Annotated in this window: 13 protein-coding genes and 1 pseudogene; 9 read left to right on the forward strand and 5 right to left on the reverse strand. The window is 48.5% G+C overall.

Going from position 1 to position 16,182, the window contains the following annotated elements:
- Nucleotides 1–11: 11 nt before the first annotated feature.
- Both pgm and seqA read right to left on the reverse strand, forming a co-directional pair.
- Nucleotides 12–1,658 carry a phosphoglucomutase (alpha-D-glucose-1,6-bisphosphate-dependent) gene (gene pgm / locus VHA_RS16345; RefSeq protein ID WP_040529139.1) on the reverse strand — a complete coding sequence of 549 codons (1,647 nt, stop codon included), beginning with the start codon at nucleotides 1,656–1,658 and terminating at the stop codon, nucleotides 12–14.
- Nucleotides 1,659–1,852: 194 nt separating this feature from the next.
- Nucleotides 1,853–2,398 (reverse strand): replication initiation negative regulator SeqA, encoded by a 546-nt coding sequence (gene seqA / locus VHA_RS16350; RefSeq protein ID WP_005506337.1) that lies wholly within the window; start codon nucleotides 2,396–2,398, stop codon nucleotides 1,853–1,855.
- A 181-nt stretch (nucleotides 2,399–2,579) separates the two neighbouring features.
- Between seqA and VHA_RS16355 the strand changes: the two are divergent.
- The 3 genes and pseudogenes from VHA_RS16355 to fldA all read left to right on the forward strand — a co-directional run bounded on the left by VHA_RS16355 (nucleotide 2,580) and on the right by fldA (nucleotide 4,282).
- Nucleotides 2,580–3,354 (forward strand): annotated as a pseudogene (locus VHA_RS16355) (alpha/beta fold hydrolase).
- A gap of 60 nt (nucleotides 3,355–3,414) precedes the next feature.
- Nucleotides 3,415–3,633 (forward strand): DUF2788 domain-containing protein, encoded by a 219-nt coding sequence (locus VHA_RS16360; protein ID WP_005506339.1) that lies wholly within the window; start codon nucleotides 3,415–3,417, stop codon nucleotides 3,631–3,633.
- Between the two features lie 121 nt (nucleotides 3,634–3,754).
- Complete coding sequence (fldA, locus tag VHA_RS16365; protein WP_005506341.1) at nucleotides 3,755–4,282, forward strand: flavodoxin FldA; 528 nt, start codon at nucleotides 3,755–3,757, stop codon at nucleotides 4,280–4,282.
- Nucleotides 4,283–4,333: 51 nt separating this feature from the next.
- On the opposite strand, the gene VHA_RS16370 is transcribed toward fldA, so the two are convergent.
- Entirely contained in the window at nucleotides 4,334–4,825 is a 492-nt protein-coding gene (locus VHA_RS16370; RefSeq protein ID WP_040529311.1) for a DUF4442 domain-containing protein, read from the reverse strand.
- A gap of 190 nt (nucleotides 4,826–5,015) precedes the next feature.
- On the opposite strand from VHA_RS16370, the gene fur reads away from it, so the two are divergent.
- Nucleotides 5,016–5,459 (forward strand): ferric iron uptake transcriptional regulator, encoded by a 444-nt coding sequence (fur, locus tag VHA_RS16375; RefSeq protein ID WP_005506345.1) that lies wholly within the window; start codon nucleotides 5,016–5,018, stop codon nucleotides 5,457–5,459.
- Between the two features lie 67 nt (nucleotides 5,460–5,526).
- On the opposite strand, the gene glnS is transcribed toward fur, so the two are convergent.
- Entirely contained in the window at nucleotides 5,527–7,197 is a 1,671-nt protein-coding gene (glnS, locus tag VHA_RS16380) for a glutamine--tRNA ligase (protein WP_005506347.1), read from the reverse strand.
- A gap of 215 nt (nucleotides 7,198–7,412) precedes the next feature.
- Nucleotides 7,413–8,906, reverse strand: a complete 1,494-nt coding sequence (gene nagE / locus VHA_RS16385; RefSeq protein WP_005506349.1) for an N-acetylglucosamine-specific PTS transporter subunit IIBC — start codon at nucleotides 8,904–8,906, stop codon at nucleotides 7,413–7,415.
- A 265-nt stretch (nucleotides 8,907–9,171) separates the two neighbouring features.
- Here nagE and nagB point away from each other — a divergent pair, with 265 nt between their 5' ends.
- From nagB to asnB, 5 genes are all read left to right on the forward strand, one after another.
- A complete protein-coding gene (gene nagB / locus VHA_RS16390; protein ID WP_005506351.1) occupies nucleotides 9,172–9,972 on the forward strand; it encodes a glucosamine-6-phosphate deaminase in 801 nt (266 codons plus the stop codon).
- Nucleotides 9,973–9,987: 15 nt separating this feature from the next.
- The gene (gene nagA / locus VHA_RS16395; RefSeq protein ID WP_005506353.1) at nucleotides 9,988–11,124 is read left to right on the forward strand and encodes an N-acetylglucosamine-6-phosphate deacetylase; all 1,137 of its coding nucleotides are present in this window, start codon (nucleotides 9,988–9,990) and stop codon (nucleotides 11,122–11,124) included.
- 7 nt (nucleotides 11,125–11,131) lie between these two features.
- On the forward strand, nucleotides 11,132–12,346 hold the full coding sequence (nagC, locus tag VHA_RS16400; protein WP_005506355.1) for a DNA-binding transcriptional regulator NagC: 1,215 nt from the start codon (nucleotides 11,132–11,134) through the stop codon (nucleotides 12,344–12,346).
- Between the two features lie 220 nt (nucleotides 12,347–12,566).
- Nucleotides 12,567–14,135: a cation:proton antiporter family protein gene (locus tag VHA_RS16405; RefSeq protein WP_005506357.1), complete on the forward strand. Its 1,569-nt coding sequence runs from the start codon at nucleotides 12,567–12,569 to the stop codon at nucleotides 14,133–14,135.
- A 252-nt stretch (nucleotides 14,136–14,387) separates the two neighbouring features.
- Nucleotides 14,388–16,061 (forward strand): asparagine synthase B, encoded by a 1,674-nt coding sequence (gene asnB / locus VHA_RS16415; protein ID WP_005506361.1) that lies wholly within the window; start codon nucleotides 14,388–14,390, stop codon nucleotides 16,059–16,061.
- Nucleotides 16,062–16,182: the final 121 nt, after the last annotated feature.

The raw sequence follows: 16,182 nt of genomic DNA on the forward strand, positions 1-16,182 counted from the left end.
ACAGGGATGACTTACAGACCCGCAGCCCTGAACACATCACTGACAATACGCTGTGCTTCGTCTTGGATCAGGGCCAGGTGTTCATCACCTTTGAAGCTCTCACAGTAAATTTTATAGATGTCTTCCGTACCGGAAGGACGTGCCGCAAACCAGCCAAATTCCGTGGTCACTTTCAGACCACCAATCGGCTGACCGTTGCCCGGAGCATGGGTCAGCTTCGCCGTGATCGGATCGCCTGCCAACGTATCTGCCGTCACCATGTCAGCAGAAAGCTTGCTCAGCACGGCTTTCTGTTCACCATTTGCAGGGGCTTGCAGGCGTGCGTAACTGGATGCACCAAATTTCGCAACGAGCTCATCATAGTATTGCTGTGGGTTTTTACCTGTCACCGCAGTGATTTCCGCAGCCAACAGGCAAAGCAGAATACCGTCTTTGTCCGTCGTCCAGGCAGTACCATCCATGCGCAGGAAAGAGGCACCTGCACTTTCCTCGCCACCAAAGCCAATGTCACCGGAATACAGTCCATCAACAAACCATTTAAAACCGACAGGCACTTCACACAGTTTGCGCCCAAGACTTTCAACCACTTTGTCGATGATTGCGCTCGACACCAAGGTTTTACCCACACCCACATCAGCCCGCCATTGGGGGCGGTGTTGGTACAGGTAATCAATACACACGGCCAGATAATGGTTCGGGTTCATTAAACCAGTGGGTGTCACGATACCGTGGCGATCGAAGTCCGGATCATTACCAAACGCCAGATCGTATTGGTCTTTGTAAGCCAAAAGTCCTGCCATCGCTGAAGGCGATGAGCAGTCCATGCGAATAACGCCATCTTTATCCAGCGACATAAATCGGAAAGAGGGGTCGACATCGTCGTTGACCAAGGTGATATTAAGATCAAAGTGCGATGCAATCGCCTTCCAATAATCAATGCCTGATCCTCCTAACGGATCGACGCCAATACGCAAACCAGCCTTCTTGATTGCATCCATATCAACGACTGATGCCAGATCTTCAACATACGGCATCACTAAATCTTTTTCGATGAAGTCATCACTTGCTATCGCGTCAGCAAATGCCATACGACGTACACCCGCCAGACCTTCCGCAATCAATGTATTGGCACGTTGTTCGATAGCCTTAGTAATATCACCTTCCGCCGGGCCACCATGAGGCGGATTATATTTAATTCCACCATCTTGAGGCGGATTGTGAGAAGGGGTGATCACAATACCATCAGCCTTTTGGGCATTGTTTCTGTTATACGTCAGAATTGCGTGGGAAATTCCAGGTGTTGGTGTGTACCCCCCCTCTTGTTGGACAATAACAGTAATACCATTTGCCACCAGCACTTCCACGACAGAGCAGAAAGCCGGCTCTGACAGGGCGTGGGTATCTTTACCGACAAACAGGGGGCCGGTGATCCCTTTCTCGGCACGTACGTCTGCAATAGCCTGGGCAATTGCCATAATATGGTGTTGGTTAAACGTTGCTTTATCTGCACAGCCCCGGTGACCGGACGTCCCAAACTCGACCTTGTGTGCGGGATTGGCCGGATCAGGCGTCAGCTGGAAATAATTCGACACCAATAGAGGAATATTGTAGAGGTCTTGTTGCTGAGCGCGTTGCCCAGCGCGTTCATGGCTTGCCATTGACTCGCATCCTTTCTAAATGTTTTTAACATTAATCCGCTGAGAAGCATGGGATTTGCTGAATATTCGCTCAGCGGTCAGGGTCTGCATCCCCAAAGAACCTGAGGTAGTTGTTTGGGTATAACCCTAGATACAATTAAGGCCCGTCAGTGACAAGGCCTCTCGATTCTTTTTGAGACTACCAAGCAATAGGCTCAGATCTCACCAACCACTTTTTCTGTGATATCGCTACTAAAATTCATTTTGGTCATCAGTTGCTCGACCATCTGGCGTTTACGTCCCGTATTGGTATTGGTGATAACCCAAAAAGGCGTACCTGGAATGTGCTTAGGCTTGGTGGTTTTACCACTCTCAAGCAAGGTTTGCTCATTGTCAGCAAAATACACGCGGGTGCGCCCTTTCAGCGCAGTCGCTTCCGCAAACGCTTGACTATCAATGCGGTAAAGGGTCGAAAGTACCAGCATGAAGCGGCCGATCGCTTTCTCTTGTGCCGCAAATTCATCTGAGATCAACAAGGCGCGCATTTCTTTCACACGATCGACGGTCTCGTTTTTTCCCGCATCTTTGCTGACCACGATACCCTTCATTTGGGGGCTCGGCGTCAACGTCGCAACGGGTTGTTGCTCCACCTGCGGTGCCATCAGCAATCTACGCAGAATGTCCGATGCACTTTCACCAATATGCTGGGTCTGGCTAGCAATGTACCGGTATAGCTCTTCATCAACCTCAATTGTCTTCATCGTTTGATCATCGTGTCCTGTTTACAATTCAACGGTGCGATTATACAGAGTTAGACATACCCGAGCCACCTCAAGATGCTGGTTTCAGTGAGAATAACGCTCTTCGTGATCAAGGTAAGGTTTTGAGTCCTTCCAAGGATCGCTATACTAAGCTCTACTTCCCCAAATTGAGAAAACAGCGTTGCAACTAAACTACAAAATCCAGGGGCAAGGACAACCATTGCTCTTGATCCACGGCCTTTTTGGCAGCCTGGATAACCTTGGAGGATTAGCAAAGGTATTGGCTGAGCATTATCAGGTCTATCAAATTGATTTACCCAACCACGGCCTTTCACCACGCTCTGAACATGTCGATTACGTGTCTCAGGCGACTGCTGTGAAAGTGTTTATGGACCAACAGAAACTGGAGAAGGTGTCAGTTGTTGGTCACTCTATGGGCGGGAAAGTCGCCATGATGCTTGCACAGCTTTACCCCGAATACATGGCAGATTTGGTGGTCATGGACATTGCCCCCGTTGACTATAAAGTCCGCCGACATGATGCGGTTTTAGCCGGGACTGAATGCCTCAATGGCACAACCCATCCTGAGCAGGAAAGATGCGGAAGCGAAACTCGCTGAACACATTGTTGAGCCAGGTGTACGTCAGTTTTTACTGAAATCCTTAGCCAAACAGGAAGACGGAACATTCGGTTGGCGATTCAATGTGCAAGCACTGGAGACCCATTATCAGGATATTACTGGATGGCCAGAAAAAGGCACTTTTGAGGGCAATACCCTCTTCCTCAAAGGGGCAGATTCAGATTATATCTCCGCTGAACACCGCGAAGCCATTGAACGCCAGTTCCCCCGAGCCAAAGCCCATGTGATAGCGAATACGGGCCACTGGTTGCATGCGGAAAAGCCAGAGACAGTTGCCCGTGTGATCACTCGCTTTTTAACACACCCAGAGCGTTAACAGAGCACGCTCTCTTGTGCTATAGTGCGCGGCAAATATGGGTTCCAAACGGAGGCGGGAATGCTGTACGAGCACTTCGAATTGCTCGAGAAGATTGGGCTTGATCTGCTGTTTGCAGGTATTTTCTTTTTTATCGGCATGGCGATCAAGGATGTGCTCAATGAAGGAAAGGTCCCACCGTTTGGCCGCAAAATTGTGTGGCTGGTGCTCTTTCTTGGATGTGCAGGTTTTATTACTAAAGGCGTGATCCAGTTATTTTGGGAAGGCGTAGGCATTTAAACCTTGCAGCGGCCACACCGGCAAAGATTCCAACGGTAAGAAGGCCTGGCCTTCTTCTACACATTCGATTCTGGGCTGTGTATATTACGGCTCGATTAACAATAAGTAGGTATTCTCTATTATGGCGAGCGTAGGTCTCTTCTTTGGTAGCGATACAGGTAACACTGAAGCTATCGCCAAGATGATTCAAAAACAACTGGGCAAGCACATGGTCCACGTTCAGGACATTGCTAAGAGCAGTAAAGAAGATATCGATAACTTCGATCTGCTTTTGCTGGGCATCCCAACCTGGTACTACGGTGAAGCACAATGTGACTGGGATGACTTTTTCCCAGAGCTGGAGCAAATTGATTTCTCGACCAAATTGGTTGCAATTTTTGGCTGTGGTGACCAGGAAGACTACGCAGAATACTTCTGTGATGCGATGGGTACCATCCGTGATATCGTGGAAACCAAAGGGGGCACCATTATTGGCCATTGGCCAACCGAAGGCTATGAGTTTGAGGCGTCAAAAGCACTGGTAGATGATGAGACATTTGTCGGCCTTTGTATCGATGAAGATCGTCAACCTGAACTCACCGCAGCACGCGTAGAGAAATGGGTTAACCAAATCTACGAAGAAATGTGTCTGGCGGAGCTGGAAGGCTAAAAGCAAGCCCGCTTGAAAAAACGCGCCCAGGCGCGTTTTTTGTGCCTGTCGTCAACGCAACGCTGACGCCCCACGCCCTTCCCGGTATTTAGGTTTCTTGCGCACATACAAAACACGCCGGACACGGCTCACTACTTCCCCGCTGGTGTCAACCACATTCACGATGAACTCTGGAAACACTTTGTCGCCATTTGCGGTTGCCTGTTGAATAGAAGCAATGGTCTCTTCGGAAATCACAAACTCGGCAAACAGATCTGTAGATCCGGGTTTAATAAAGTTGATGTCCGCTTCTTTGTCCCAGACGAAGTATTTCTCGCCCAGGATCCCCATTAGCATTAACGCGTAAGTGGGATCAGTCATGGAAAAAATGCTGCCGCCATACTGGGTCCGGTTGGCATTTTTATTCCACCACCTAAGCGTTAAGCGAACCTTTACCCGACGAAAATCTTCACTGATTTCCAAGATTTTAATACCCGCGCCCCAAAAAGGTGGCCAGCAGTTGAGGGCGAATTTGACAATGCCGGGTTTGTAATATTTGTACACTGGAATTCCTTTTCTGGTCATACCAGCCAATACTGCCAGTTTTACAAAGCGGTAACAAGCCGCAAAACCAACCAATTAGGTCAGATATTTGTTCCTTTATACTGGCGGCGACTTACCACATTTGTTACGCTAACTGCCAATTTCCCCGTTCTCTCACACAGGGAAAAGCAATTACTTAGGAAAGAACCGGATGTCAGATAATAACAAGGCACTGAAAGACGCAGGACTGAAAGTAACGCTGCCTCGCTTGAAGATCTTAGAAGTTCTTCAGGAGCCGGACTGTCAACACATCAGTGCCGAAGACCTTTACAAAAAGCTCATCGATATCGGTGAAGAGATCGGGCTGGCAACTGTCTACCGTGTACTTAACCAGTTTGATGATGCCGGAATTGTTACCCGTCACCATTTTGAAGGTGGTAAATCTGTGTTTGAGCTGGCGACCCAGCACCACCATGACCACTTGGTTTGTCTGGACTGCGGTCGAGTCATCGAGTTTACGGACGAGGTGATCGAGCAGCGCCAGAGAGATATCGCAAATCAATATAATATCAGACTGACGAATCACAGCCTTTATCTTTACGGCCACTGCACAAAAAGCGGCTGCAAAGATGACCCCAGCCTTCACGACGCTTAATGTTTTTACGAATCCCACAGACAAAAAAACCGGAGCACATGGCTCCGGTTTTTTCGCTCAGTAGACATTAGTTCGCTTCAATTTTTGCCCAGGTATCACGCAAGCCTACAGTGCGGTTAAACACCAATGCTTCCGCTTTACTGTCTTTGCTGTCTGCACAGAAGTAACCCATACGCTCAAACTGGTAACCCTTTTCTGCTTCCGCCGCTTTCAGGCTTGGTTCAACAAAACCACGAACCACTTTCAGTGAATCCGGGTTAATGGTTGATGCAAAGTCATCTGCAGCACCTGGGTTTGGTACGGTAAACAAGCGATCATACAGGCGAAACTCTGCTTCAACACCGGCGTCCGCAGAAACCCAGTGAATAACGCCTTTTACTTTACGGCCATCTGCTGGGTCTTTACCCAGAGTTTCTGGATCATAGGTGCAGTAGACTGTGGTGATGTTACCATCAGCATCTTTGTCGCAACGTTCAGCTTTCACCACATACGCATTACGCAGGCGTACTTCTTTACCCAGTACTAAACGCTTGTATTTCTTGTTCGCTTCTTCACGGAAGTCTTCCGCTTCAATCCAGATCTCGCGGCTGAATGGGATCTCGCGCTCACCCATCTCTGGTTTATTCGGGTGGTTTGGAGCAGTCAGCATCTCTACTTTGCCTTCTGCATAGTTCTCGATAACCAGCTTGATAGGATCTAACACTGCCATCGCGCGTGGCGCACTTTCGTTCAGGTCATCACGCACACAAGATTCCAGCGAACTCATCTCAATGGTATTGTCTTGTTTGGTCACACCAATACGCTTACAGAATTCACGGATAGATGCAGGTGTGTAGCCGCGACGGCGCAGGCCTGAAATTGTTGGCATACGTGGGTCGTCCCAACCGTTAACCAGATTCTCGCTCACCAACTGGCTCAACTTACGCTTGGACATCACAGTGTATTCAAGATTCAGGCGGCTAAACTCATACTGACGCGGCTGACAGTCAATCGTAATGTTTTCCAGCACCCAGTCATACAGACGACGGTTGTCCTGGAATTCCAGCGTACACAATGAGTGGGTAATGCCTTCAATCGCATCTGAAATACAGTGGGTGAAGTCATACATCGGGTAAATGCACCACTTGTCACCGGTTTGGTGGTGATGGGCAAAGCGAACACGATACAGAACAGGGTCACGCATCACCATAAATGGCGAGGCCATGTCGATCTTCGCACGCAGGCAAGCTTTGCCTTCCGCAATCTCACCATTCTTCATCTTTTCAAACAGCGCCAGGTTTTCCTCTACGCTGCGGTCACGGTATGGACTGTGTTTACCCGGCTCAGTGAGGGTGCCACGGTATTCACGGATCTGCTCAGGGCTCAGTTCATCCACATAAGCTAGACCTTTTTCGATAAGCTCCACCGCATAACCGTAAAGACGGTCGAAGTAGTCAGACGAATAACGAACTTCACCAGCCCATTGGAAGCCAAGCCAGTTCACATCATTCTTGATTGACTCGACGAATTCGATGTCTTCTTTTTCTGGGTTGGTATCGTCAAAGCGCAGGTTGCACTGGCCCCGGTAGTCTTGCGCAATACCAAAGTTCAGGCAGATCGACTTCGCGTGGCCAATGTGCAGGTAGCCATTTGGCTCTGGCGGAAAACGCGTGTGAACAGTGTTGTGTACACCAGCGGCCAAATCTTTATCGATGATTTGACGGATAAAGTTAGTTGGACGAGCCTCAGACTCACTCATCAAAAATACCTCGTTGGAAGATCCAGATCTTGTACCCAGGCGATCTTGAAATGCAGCTGTTCAGCGCCTTGGTTGGATAGATTTTAAGTAATGCCCAATAATCCCCGATCATGGCTATTTACTCAACCAATACTGAACACTTGCACGCTATTTGAGTAAAAAAAAACCGGCCCCAATAAGGGCCGGTAGTTCTGACTGCTTAATTCGTTTAGAAATTAAGGCAGTTTTACGTCAGACAGATCTTCAGTGGTGCCGACTTTTTTCATTTCACCAGCAACGATTTCCGCCAATGGACCCAAAATAACTTGCAGGTTATTGGTGCCCAGTTTCACAACACCCATTGCACCCAGTGCTTTCAGTGTTTTTTCATCGATTTGGCTACCATCTTTCACGGTCAGGCGCAGGCGGGTAATACAAGCGTCAATGTTAGTCAGATTGTCATGACCACCCAGCGCTTTTAAGTATTGACGTGCCAAGATACCTGTTTCTGCTGAACCTTGTACGTCTGACGTTGCTACTTCGTCTTCTTCACGGCCAGGCGTCGCCAGATTAAACTTCTGGATAGCAACACGGAATACGATGTAGTACAGAACCGAGAATACCAGACCTTGTACGATCAGCATGTACCACTGGTTGGCAACGGGGTTTGAGGAAGAAAGTACCAAGTCGACAAGACCCGCTGAGAACCCGAAGCCCGCAGTCCACTGCATGCTAGATGCAATGAATACAGACAAGCCCGTCAACAGTGCATGCAATACAAACAGCACTGGCGCAACAAACAAGAATGCAAATTCAAGCGGCTCGGTGACACCTGTGAAGAAGCTGGCGAAACCTGCTGCAATCATGATTGAAGCCACTTTTTCTTTGTTCTCTGGCTTAGCAGTGTGGTAGATAGCCAAAGCAGCGGCAGGAAGACCAAACATCATTACCGGGAAGAAACCACCCATGTACTGACCAGTCACACCTTTGATTGCTTCTCCAGTCTCCAGTGCACCTGGTGTCCAGAAACGACCTAGGTCATTAATGCCAGCAAGGTCAAACCAGAATACAGCATTAAGTGCGTGGTGCAGACCCACAGGGATAAGAAGGCGGTTAAAGAAGCCGTAAATACCTGCACCCACTGATCCCAAGTCTGTGATAGCTTCACCAAAAGACACCAGTGCAGAGAAAACAACAGGCCATACGTACATCAGCACAAATGACAGCACGATAGCCGCGACAGAAACAAGGATCGGCACTAAGCGCTTACCGGAGAAGAATGCCAGCGCTTTGTGCAATTCTACGGTATAGAAACGGTTGTAGATTTCCGCAGACATGATACCGACAACGATACCAACGAACTGGTTAGCAATCTTTGAGAATGCAAGTTCATTGTTACCCGCAGAAATGTCTATCAGCCCAATTTGAGCAACCGCACCGGGGCTACACAAGGTTGTTACAACATACATACCGACCAGACCAGCCAATGCCGCAGCACCGTCCTTGTCTTTTGACATGCCGTACGCAACACCCACTGCGAACAACCAGGACATATTATCAATGATTGCGGCGCCTGCTTTGATCAGGAATGCAGCCAGCGCACTGTTCGCACCCCAGCCATTCGGGTCAATCCAGTAACCAACACCCATCAAAATTGCAGCAGCAGGCAGCGTGGCGACGGGCACCATCAACGCTTTACCTACTTTTTGGAAATAACCGAGAATATTCACCTTTGTTCCCCCTATAGTGGTTCTTTCTCAGATGTGTAATGACAACATGGGACTTTTTTTACTATCCAATATGAGTCAGGACGAGTTTATTTCATTAATTTCGCCCCGCAAATTAAAACGGATGCAATTGTGATTATTGTCACTCAAAACACCACGAGATCCGGTTTTTTGCTAGCACGATCATAAAACTTATTTTATGATGAAAACCAAGATACAATTCCGCTATCATGTATCACCAGAGTTTGAATTTACAGAGAGGTATCCCGTGAGACTTATCCCGCTAAAAACAGCATATGAAGTAGGCCTTTGGTCAGCGCGATATATTATTGATTCAATTAATAAATTTTCCCCAACCGAAGATCGTCCGTTTGTTCTTGGCTTACCGACTGGCGGTACCCCTCTGAACACTTACAAGCAGCTGATTAATCTTCATAAGCAGGGCGAAGTAAGCTTCAAACACGTTGTCACTTTCAATATGGACGAATACTGCGGCATCCCGGCAGATCACCCAGAGTCATACCGCAGCTTCATGTATAACAATTTCTTTAATCACATTGATATTCAAGAAAAAAATATCAACCTGTTAAACGGTAATACGGAAGATCACTTTGCGGAATGTCAACGCTATGAAGAAAAAATTAAATCTTATGGCAAAATAAACCTGTTCATGGGTGGGGTCGGGAACGATGGTCACATTGCCTTTAATGAGCCTGCCTCTTCTTTATCTTCCCGTACCCGTATCAAGACGCTGACCGAAGACACGCGTATTGCAAACTCACGCTTCTTCGATAACGATATCAATCAAGTACCTAAGCATGCGCTAACCATCGGTGTGGGTACCCTTCTTGATGCAGAAGAAGTGATGATCCTGATCACCGGTCACAATAAAGCACTGGCACTGCAAGCCGCTGTAGAAGGCTCTGTCAACCACCTGTGGACAATTTCTGCTCTGCAACTACACCCGAAAGCCCTGATGGTTTGTGATGAGCCGTCAACGGCTGAGCTGAAAGTGAAGACTGTTAAGTACTTCCAAGAGCTGGAAGCAGAAAACATCAAGAACCTGTAAGGTAAGGAAGTATTCATGTACGCACTGACAAACTGCCGTATTTTCACCGGTAGCGATATGTTGGATCATCATGCTGTTGTCATTCATAACGGCCTGATCCAGAACATTTGCCCAGAAAAAGCATTGCCAGAAAGCATGGAAACCCATTCGCTGGACGGTGCATACCTCACGCCAGGCTTCATCGATCTGCAGCTGAACGGTTGTGGCGGCGTCATGTTCAACGATGCAGTGACAGCGGACACCATCCGCACAATGCATCTGGCTAACCTTAAGTCTGGCTGCACCAGCTTTCTGCCTACCCTGATCACCTCTTCTGACGAAGATATGAAGGCTTCGGTCAGTGCCATTCGCGAGTATCAGGCACAATATAAACACCAGGCACTAGGCCTGCACCTTGAAGGTCCTTACCTGAACGTTGCCAAGAAAGGGATTCACAGTGTTGACTACATCCGCCGCTCTGATGATGCGATGATTGATTTTATTGCCGCCAATGCAGACGTGGTAACCAAAGTCACGCTTGCACCTGAATTAACCCCTGCCGAACATATCCGTAAGCTGGCAAACGCCGGCATTGTGGTTTCTGCAGGTCATACCAACGCAAGCTATGCAGAAGCTCGTGAAGGTTTCAAAGCCGGTATTACTTTCGCAACGCACCTGTTCAACGCCATGACTCCTATCGCGGGCCGGGAACCAGGTATGGTCGGCGCAATTTACGATACGCCCGACGTCTACACAGGTGTCATTGCTGACGGCTTCCATGTCGATTATGCAAACATACGCATTGCGCATAGGCTTAAAGGTGAAAAGCTGGTGCTGGTTACCGACGCAGCAGCGCCTGCAGGAGCCGACATGGATCACTTTATTTTTGTTGGCAAGAAAGTATATTACCGTGATGGTAAGTGTGTTGATGAGAATGGCACACTTGGCGGTTCGGCATTGACCATGATTGAAGCGGTACAGAACTCTGTCGAACATGTAGGCATCGCTTTGGATGAGGCGGTTCGCATGGCTACCTTGTACCCTGCCCGGGCAATCGGTGTGGATGACAAGCTTGGCGCTATCAAAGAAGGATATGTCGCCAATCTGACCGTGTTCGACCGCAATTTCAATGTCAAAGCGACTGTAGTTAACGGCGAATATTCACTGAATTAGGACATTTATGACAGGCGGACAAATTGGTAACGTAGATCTGGTAAAACAGCTGAACGGTGCCGCCGTTTACCGACTTATCGACCAACAAGGGCCGATTTCTCGAATCCAAATCGCTGATGTAAGCAGTCTTGCACCAGCCAGTGTTACCAAGATTACCCGCCAGTTACTGGAGCGCGGCTTGATTAAAGAAGTCGCGCAACAGGCCTCTACCGGTGGGCGTCGGGCCATCTCCCTGACGACCGAGAGCGCTCCTTTCCACTCCCTGGCAGTCCGGCTAGGGCGTGACCGTATCGAACTGACACTGTTTGATTTGGCCGGCACACCGCTGGCACAACACGATGAACTCTTCCACTACCCAGACCAAGAATCGCTGATTGAAGGGCTGATCGACAAGCTTCACCGCTTCCTTGCCATCAATCAGGATGTACTTAAAGAGCTTATTGCCGTCTCCATCTCCCTGCCAGGCCTGGTTGACGCCGAAGCGGGTATTGTCGAATACATGCCACATATTGCGATCAACAAATTACCGCTCAGCGACTTAATTCGGGATGAATTTGGTGTGCAATGTTTTATCGGAAATGATACCCGTGGGCAGGCATTGGCTGAACATTATTTTGGAGTGAGTAAAAATTACTACGACACCCTGTTAGTAAGTGTTCACAATGGTGCTGGTGCAGGTATCATCGTGAATGGTCAGGTGTTTCTCGGCTACAACCGAAATGTCGGTGAAATAGGTCATATTCAGATTGACCCACTCGGAAAGAAGTGTCAGTGCGGTAACTTCGGCTGTCTGGAAACTGTCGCGTCAAACCCCGCGATCATCGAGCATGCCCAGCAACTGTTGGCTCAAGGTCACGAAAGTATGCTTCAGGGCAAAAAAGACCTGACTGTATCAGACATTTGCAGGGCCGCAGTTGCCGGCGATGAACTAGCACGTCAGGTATTAGTCAAGGTCGGCAACCACCTTGGCAAAGCGATTGCTATGACCATTAACCTGTTTAACCCACAGCAGGTGGTGATTTCCGGTGAAATTACGGAGGCACAAAGTGTGGTCTTCCCTGCCATTCAGCGCTGTGTGGAAAACCAATCCCTGCGCACCTTCCACCAAAATTTGCCAATCGTCGCTGCGGGCCTGTCAGCAACACCTACGCTTGGCGCGTTTGCACTGGTAAAACGTGCCATGCTAAATGGTACATTACTCCAAATATTGCTGGAAGATTGATACCGATCTGATACTGAATTAGGTTCATATTTTGAATAATGTTACAAGGGCAGTGCTGGCGACCGGCATTGCCTTTGTTTTATTATTGCAATCTCATTGTCAATATTGATACCGAGTGACGCTTTCCACAGTCCAGCGCCTTGATACACCTAAAACATGTTGGGCTGAATAACATTTAACCACAAAAAGTTCTACAGACTCTGGGGACGTTTACCACTTTATGGATTTAGTGATTATTGCCGCCGCATTTATCAGCGGCCTTCTTATGTTACGCTGCCAGATGCCGCCACTGGTGGGTTTCCTGATCGCTGGCTTTGCCCTCAATGCAGCTGGTTACACCAGTACCCCTCTGATTCAGACATTGGCCGATCTGGGTGTCACTCTGTTGCTGTTTACTATTGGCCTGAAACTCGACGTCAAATCACTCCTCAATAAAGAAATCTGGTTTGGCGCCACACTTCACAATATCACTACAACCGCACTGTTCACTTTGTGCCTGCTCGGATTCAAAGCCATTGGCATGTCAACGTTTTCCGGCCTAGAAATAGGTGATCTGGCACTTATCGCCTTTGCCCTTTCTTTCTCCAGCACGGTTTTTGCGATAAAAGCGCTTCAGGAGAAGGGGGAAATGAACGCCACCTATGGCACACTTGCGATTGGCGTACTGATTATGCAGGACATCTTCGCGGTGATTTTCCTGACGATTACTTCAGGCAAAGTACCAGGAATCGAAGCCTTGGCCCTCTTTGCCCTGCCACTTGTCCGCCCGGTCTTTTTCAAGCTGTTGGATCACGCCGGTCACGGCGAGGTTCTTGTACTCTATGCTATTTTCCTTGCGTTGGTTGTCGGTGCAGGCCTGTTTAACGCCGTGGGTGTGAAACCGGATTTGGGGGCTTTAATCGTCGGCATGCTAATGGCTGGCCATGTCCGTGCATCAGAAATGGCAAAGTCTCTGTTCAACCTGAAAGAGCTGTTTCTGGTCTGTTTCTTCCTTAATATCGGCTTGTCAGAGCAACCTACCCTCCAGGGCCTTTTCATCGCAGTAATGATGCTGCTTTTACTTCCACTCAAAGGTTTGTTGTATTATTTCATCTTCAGTGGTTTTAAGTTCCGCGTCCGGACGTCGTTGTTTGCCACGCTCTCGCTGTTTAACTACAGTGAATTTGGCCTTATTGTTGGCGGTATTGCATACCAAATGGGCATCATGCCTGGCAGTGTTTTGGTCGCTATCGCCATAGCAGTCTCCCTTTCTTTTGTGCTTGCTGCACCTCTCAATACATTCAGCCATAAAATCTATGCCTATGCGTCAGGCAAGTTGCACGATCCCAGCCCCAACCTACTTCACCACAACGACCAGTTAATATGCTTAGGTAATGCCCGTGTAGTAATCCTCGGTATGGGACGCATTGGCACGGGTGCCTATGACGAACTGTCAGGCGATTACCCTGAAGCTGTATTGGGTATTGAAGCACGGGAGGACTCCGTTGAGCGACACAATAATGAAGGAAGAAAAGTGATATTTGGAGATGCAACCGACCCTGACTTCTGGTCCCGTGTGACGCCATCAAAACAAATTGAGCTTATCCTGCTTGCCATGCCAAACAGTCAGGCAAATGCCATCGCAATGGAACAGATCAATCAGCTCAATTTCAAGGGCCGGGTTGCTGCCATCGCACGTTATGCCGACGAGCTGGAACAACTTAAAGCACTTGGGGTTGATGAGGCTTACAATATCTATCGTGAGGCAGGTTCCGGTTTTGCCCGCCACGTGAAAGAACACCTTCACTGATAAAAATAACCTGCCAACGGTTTCCGCATGTTCAAAGCACCATCCCCTGTTGTGATTGGTGCTTTTTTGTTCTTCAATGAAGCTTTATTCACTAAAAGATACATTTCCCCGAACATTTTTTACCAACTTTACAGCTTTGTTATTTTTTTTCTCGCTCTGGCTTGCTTTTTTTATTCATGTTGGCAAATTGAACTCAAGATGAAATAAAACGCGCCCAATCAGGGCCGCAGCAGGAATTTGAGAGAGGGATTTATGTGTTCTGTTTTTGGCATCCTGGATATTAAATCAGATGCATCAGCACTTCGCAAAAGTGCATTGGAAATGTCCAAAAAGTTGCGTCACCGCGGACCAGACTGGTCAGGCATTTACTCCTCTGAGCGTGCAATTCTGGCACACGAACGCCTTGCCATTGTTGGTCTGAACAGTGGTGCTCAGCCTCTCTACAGCCCGGACGGCAAAGTGGTGTTGGCTGTCAACGGCGAAATTTACAACCATAAAGAGATTCGTGCCCGCTATAACGGCAGGTATGAATTCCAGACAGATTCAGACTGTGAAGTGATTCTGGCCCTGTATCAGGACATGGGCGCTGATCTTCTGGAAGAATTGAACGGTATCTTTGCGTTTGCACTTTACGATGAAGAGAAAGACCAATACCTGATTGGTCGTGACCATATCGGGATCATCCCGCTCTATCAAGGCTATGACGAGCATGGCAACTACTATGTTGCTTCAGAGATGAAAGCACTGGTTCCGGTTTGTAAAACCATCAGCGAGTTTCCTCCCGGTTCCTACTATGGATCAAACGACGCAGAGCCCGTTCGCTATTACCTTCGCGACTGGAACGAATACGCCGCCGTAGAAAACAACATCTCAAGCAAAGAAGAGCTGACCGCTGCATTGGAAGCCGCTGTAAAACGTCAGTTGATGACCGACGTACCTTACGGTGTACTCCTCTCCGGTGGACTGGACTCATCGATCACTTCGGCAATCGCGAAACGCTTTGCGGCAATGCGTGTAGAGGATGATGACAAGAGCGCTGCATGGTGGCCGCAGCTTCACTCTTTCGCTATCGGGCTTGAAGGTGCGCCGGATTTGAAAGCGGCTCGTGAAGTGGCTGAAAAGATTGGTACGGTTCACCATGAAATGACCTATACCATTCAGGAAGGGTTAGATGCTATTCGTGATGTTATCTACCACATCGAGACCTATGATGTGACAACGATCCGAGCGTCTACCCCGATGTACCTGATGGGCCGTAAGATCAAAGCCATGGGCATCAAGATGGTACTGTCTGGCGAAGGCGCAGATGAAATCTTTGGTGGTTACCTCTACTTCCACAAGGCGCCAAACGCAAAAGAGTTCCACGAAGAAACCGTGCGTAAGCTGCTGGCACTTAACATGTTTGACTGTGCCCGTGCGAATAAGTCTCTGGCAGCCTGGGGGGTTGAAGGACGCGTTCCTTTCCTCGATAAAGAGTTTATCGACGTGGCAATGCGCCTGAACCCGAAAGACAAAATGTGTGGCAACGGAAAAATGGAGAAACACATCCTGCGTGAGTGTTTTGAGCACTACTTGCCAGACTCAATCGCATGGCGCCAGAAAGAGCAGTTTTCGGATGGTGTTGGCTACGGCTGGATTGATACCCTGCGTGCTGTTGCGGAAGAGAAAGTCACTGACCAACAGATGGCATCAGCAGGTTTCCGCTTCCCTTACAACACGCCGCAGACCAAAGAAGCTTATGTTTACCGTGAAATCTTTGAAGAACTGTTCCCGCTGCCATCAGCCGCTGAATGTGTACCGGGCGGTCCGTCAATTGCCTGTTCCAGTGCCAAAGCCATTGAGTGGGATGAGAGCTTTAAAAACAGTGCCGACCCTTCAGGCCGTGCTGTTGCTGCCGTTCACAATGAAGCCTACGCAAAGGCGTAACCTTCAAATCGATAACCACGAAAAATCCGCCCTAGTGGCGGATTTTTCTTTATGAACATCGTTAATCACAACTTAGTTGGTGCTTAGGCAAGGCGATAAAATGATTTCTGCTCGGGAGCTT

The organism is Grimontia hollisae CIP 101886, from assembly GCF_000176515.1.
Classification (GTDB): domain Bacteria; phylum Pseudomonadota; class Gammaproteobacteria; order Enterobacterales; family Vibrionaceae; genus Enterovibrio; species Enterovibrio hollisae.